Origin of the sequence: Mesorhizobium sp. M7A.F.Ca.US.005.03.2.1, assembly GCF_003997795.1 — a bacterium.
GTDB lineage: Bacteria > Pseudomonadota > Alphaproteobacteria > Rhizobiales > Rhizobiaceae > Mesorhizobium > Mesorhizobium ciceri.
The window spans coordinates 1-4,125 of sequence record NZ_RZRP01000573.1 but is presented as its reverse complement, the minus strand read 5'-3'; the positions used below and the strand labels follow the sequence as shown (position 1 = coordinate 4,125).

The 4,125-nt window shown below is 61.7% G+C and carries 2 protein-coding genes and 1 pseudogene; 2 read left to right on the top strand and 1 reads right to left on the bottom strand.

Annotation, left to right across the window (positions count from 1 at the left end; genetic code table 11):
- Together EN991_RS25865 and lexA are read left to right on the top strand one after the other, a co-directional pair.
- Nucleotides 1–476 (top strand): annotated as a pseudogene (locus tag EN991_RS25865) (kynureninase); the annotation flags it as partial.
- 410 nt (nucleotides 477–886) lie between these two features.
- A complete protein-coding gene (lexA, locus tag EN991_RS25860; protein ID WP_013531746.1) occupies nucleotides 887–1,627 on the top strand; it encodes a transcriptional repressor LexA in 741 nt (246 codons plus the stop codon).
- Here lexA and EN991_RS25855 read toward each other — a convergent pair.
- Nucleotides 1,621–4,083, bottom strand: coding sequence for a ComEC/Rec2 family competence protein (locus tag EN991_RS25855; protein ID WP_127369827.1), 2,463 nt, complete (start codon nucleotides 4,081–4,083; stop codon nucleotides 1,621–1,623). The two genes, lexA and EN991_RS25855, sit on opposite strands and share 7 nt — an antisense overlap.
- Between the last annotated feature and the right edge of the window lie 42 nt (nucleotides 4,084–4,125).

Below are 4,125 nucleotides of genomic sequence, written 5' to 3'. Positions count from 1 at the left end.
ATGCGCGGCCCTTTGCCTTCGAACGGGGTTATGTTGCCGGCGCCGGCATCCGCCGTTTTCTGTGCGGTACGCAACCGGTCCTGTCGATGCGGGCGCTCAAAGGCGCGCTTGCCATCTGGAGCGACGTCGACATGGCGGCATTGCGAAAGAAGAGCGTCGCGCAGACAGAACTGTTCATCCAGCTCGTCGAAGCCAAGTGCGGCGCCTACGGTCTCGCGCTGGAGACTACCCGCGACGCGACCAGGCGCGGCAGCCAGGTGTCGTTCCTTCACGACCATGGCTATCAAATCATGCGGGCGCTGATCGAGCGCGGGGTGATCGGTGACTTCCGCGCACCGTCGACCATCCGTTTCGGCTTCACGCCGCTCTATGTCAGCTACAAGGATGTGTGGCTGGCGGTTGAGGTTCTGGAAGACATTCTGCGCACGGGTGCATGGAAGGACCAGCGTTTCGCCGTCAAGGAAGCCGTTACCTGACGCACCGATCCCGGCGATCCGCCGTCGCTGCCCTCACTGCCTGGCAAATGACGGAGAGCTGAATTTCCAGCCAAAATGCCCAACTGACGTTGGCGTTTTGGCTCCGTTTCGTTCACGGCCAACCAACGTCCCGAAGGTTGCAATCGCTCCTTGTCGAGGTCGATCGACAGATAATGCCAAGCTTTGGTAGGGGATAAGCCACAGGTCATTAACCATAACAATTTCAATGTGAGCAGGCGCATTGCCGAAGGTGGCGCCCGTCGATCGTAACCCGCTGGCAAGCGCCAAATAATTTCAGCAGCCTTAACAAATTCATTAAACTTTAAACGGTTGCAGAACACAACTGGAACAGATAGTGTTTGTTCTGGGTTTGTTTTTCGATTCTGGTTTCAGGGAACCTGGGGGCCGCCATGCTGACACGCAAGCAACATGAACTGCTGATGTTCATCCATGAACGCCTGAAGGAGAGCGGCATTCCGCCATCCTTCGACGAGATGAAGGAGGCGCTCGACCTTGCCTCCAAATCCGGGATTCATCGGCTGATCACGGCCCTTGAGGAGCGCGGCTTTATCCGCCGGCTGCCCAATCGGGCCCGCGCGCTGGAAGTGCTGCGGCTGCCGGACTCCATCGCGCCAGGCCTCAATGCGGCAAAGAAGTTTTCGCCAAGCGTCATCCAGGGCAGTCTTGGTCAGGGTGGTGCTCTTGGCCGGCAGATCAAGCCGGCGCCTTCGCGGATGCCTTCGCCCGGCAATGACGACGATGCGGTCTCTGCCGTTTCGATCCCGGTCATGGGTCGCATCGCCGCCGGCGTGCCGATCGATGCCATCCAACATCAGACGCATTCGATTTCGGTGCCGCCGGACATGATCATGGGCGGCGCGCACTATGCACTGGAGGTCAAGGGCGATTCGATGATCGAGGCCGGCATCTTCGACGGCGACACCGTTATCATCCGTAACGCCGACACGGCCAGCCCCGGCGAGATCATCGTGGCGCTGGTCGATGAAGAGGAAGCGACGCTGAAGCGGTTCCGCCGCAAGGGCGCCTCGATTGCCCTCGAAGCCGCCAATCCAGCCTATGAGACACGGATTTTCGGGCCGGACAGGGTCAAGGTGCAAGGCAAGCTCGTCGGCCTGATCCGTCGCTACTGAGACGGCTGTGGGTTGACCACTGGCTTCTCGGGTTTCTTGAAGGGTGCCAGCCCCCTCGCCTCGCGAGAGTATTTGCGTTGCGTGTGCCAGGGCCGATATGGGCTGTCCACCGCGAAGCTGATCGTCGCCGGCGTGGTCGCCGATTGGCGATCGAAGAAGACCGCGGCACTGCCTTTGCGAGCCAGTTGCCGCTTGGTGATGACCAGAACCAGCGGGTTGTGACAGGCGTCATAGGCGGTGGCGTCGTTGACGACGATCAGCTCGGCGAAGCCGCAGGCTTTCCAGGTGTCCTTGCGGTCCTCGACATAGGCAATGATCGCACCGGACATGTGCCTGGCCACGCAAACGCCTGAGGAGCAATAGAACGGCGATCCCGGCGGTAGCTCAACGGCATCCGCGACGTCGAATTGCCCATCGCTGTTGTCGAACACTTCCGGAACGACGATGGTTTCCGATGTCAGCGCGCGTTTCCAGTTGTCGACGGTGAATCCATTCGGCCGTTGCCGGCTAACGGCAAGCTCACCGCCACCGATCGGCAACGCCACCAGCCGGGCGTCTTCCGAGATCAGCACATCGGGCGTGCGCGTATCCGAGACGGTCAGCAAGCCTGCCAACGCGAATGGCAGAGCCGCGAGCCGCAGCCATGTCGTCGCCATCGTCGCGATGACCAGGGCAATGGCCACCAGCAGGACCGACTGTTGCGAAATCAGCCCGACCCCATCGACAGGCGAACGCTCGGAGATCCAGCCCGATATGGCGATCATCATCGTCAGGCCCTTGCCCATCAGGTAGAGAGCTGGCCAATCCAATCCGAAAGGCATCAGCAGCGCGCTGGCGACGGCCAGGAACATGACGACGGTGACGATCGGCATAACCGCGAGATTGGCGAACAGGCTGAGCGGCGACACACGCTGAAAATGCCAGATGGCAAACAGCGTCGTGGCGCTGCCGGCGATGATCGAGGTCATGGCCAGACCAATTGCCGCCAGCAGGAATTTTCGTGTCAGGAACCCGGGCAAGGATCGCTTCGGCGGCGGCGGTCTTGCTTTTCCCGCGCGGTGATCCGCCCAGCCGGCATAAGCGCCGACCAGAGCCGCGGTCGCGGCGAACGACATCTGAAAACTCGGGCCGACCACCTCATGCGGCGACACCACGATGACGGCGATCGCCGAGATCGCCAGATTGCGCATGGTGAGTGCTGCTCGATCGAACAGAACTGCAATCAGCATCACTGCCAGCATGATGAAGCTGCGCTCGGCGGCGACGACGATACCTGAGATGACGAGGTAGGCTGCGATCGAGAACAGTGCGGCGGCAGCGGCATACTTCTTGACCGGGCGACGCGCGGAAAGATCGGGAAACAAGGCGAAGGCGCCGCGCAGCAACCCCATGATGGTGCCGGCGACCAGAGCCATATGCAGCCCCGAAATGGAGATGATGTGGTAGATGCCGGTACGTCGCATCGCCTCATTGATGTCGTCGGGAATGCCGGCGCGCACGCCGACGATCAGCGCCGCGGCGATCTCGCCTTCGGCGCCGCCGACGCTCGCCCTGATATGGTCGGCGATGCCTTCACGGGCATTTTCCACGCTGGAGGAAATTCGGGCCGACAGCGGCATGTCGCCATCATCGCTGACGACAAGCTTTGGATTGCCGAGAAAGAATCCGCTGCCACCAATGCCGGCAAAATAGCTGTCGAAGGAGAAATCATAGCTGTCCGGTCGCACCGGCCCGGTCGGCGGCAAAAGCTTGGCATATCCAGTGATGAGCGAGCCTGCGGTCACGTCAGCCGGGATCTTGCGTGCCGAAAGCCGTACCCGTTCCGGCGCATAGCGCAGTTTCGGTCTTGCGGTCGATGTTACGTCGATGGTCAGCCGGATACGGCCAGTTTCCATCCGGTCGAGCGAGACGACGCGGCCGGTCACCTGCGTCGAGATTTCCGAGCCCAACATTTGTGTGCCCGCACGCCACGTCTCGACCTTGGCAGCAAGCAGTCCTAGGGCGCACAAAAGTGCCGCCATGAAACACAGATGGGTCTTTGGCCATGAGCGCGAGACCAGCGCACAGATCCCCGTCAGGATGACAACCGCGACAGGTCTCGCAAAGTCGGGTTCAGCCGTCAGCGAAAAATAGCCGATCGCTCCGATCGCAAGGCAGACCGGCACCAGCAGGAAGGCCACGCCCCGGTCGAGTTCCAGGCTCGCCGCCATGTTCACGCTGTGGCGCAGGCGTGGCAGTGATATCAGGCCGATCTGCCGGCGCACGCGCACGATCCTGCCGGTTCCGGCAACAGGAACAGAGGCGGCGATACCCGTTTGCAAGGGCAGCTTGCCGGAATCCGGCACGAGGGGCGACGGCGGCGGCAATGAGGCTGGCAGAGGCGCAAACAGGGACCGTTCGCTGACGCCAATGGCAGCGTCCTCGCCCTGATCCGAGCCCCAGCCTCGTCCAGCCATCGGGTCTGCCCCTTGCGCCCTCGACACCCTATGCTACATGAA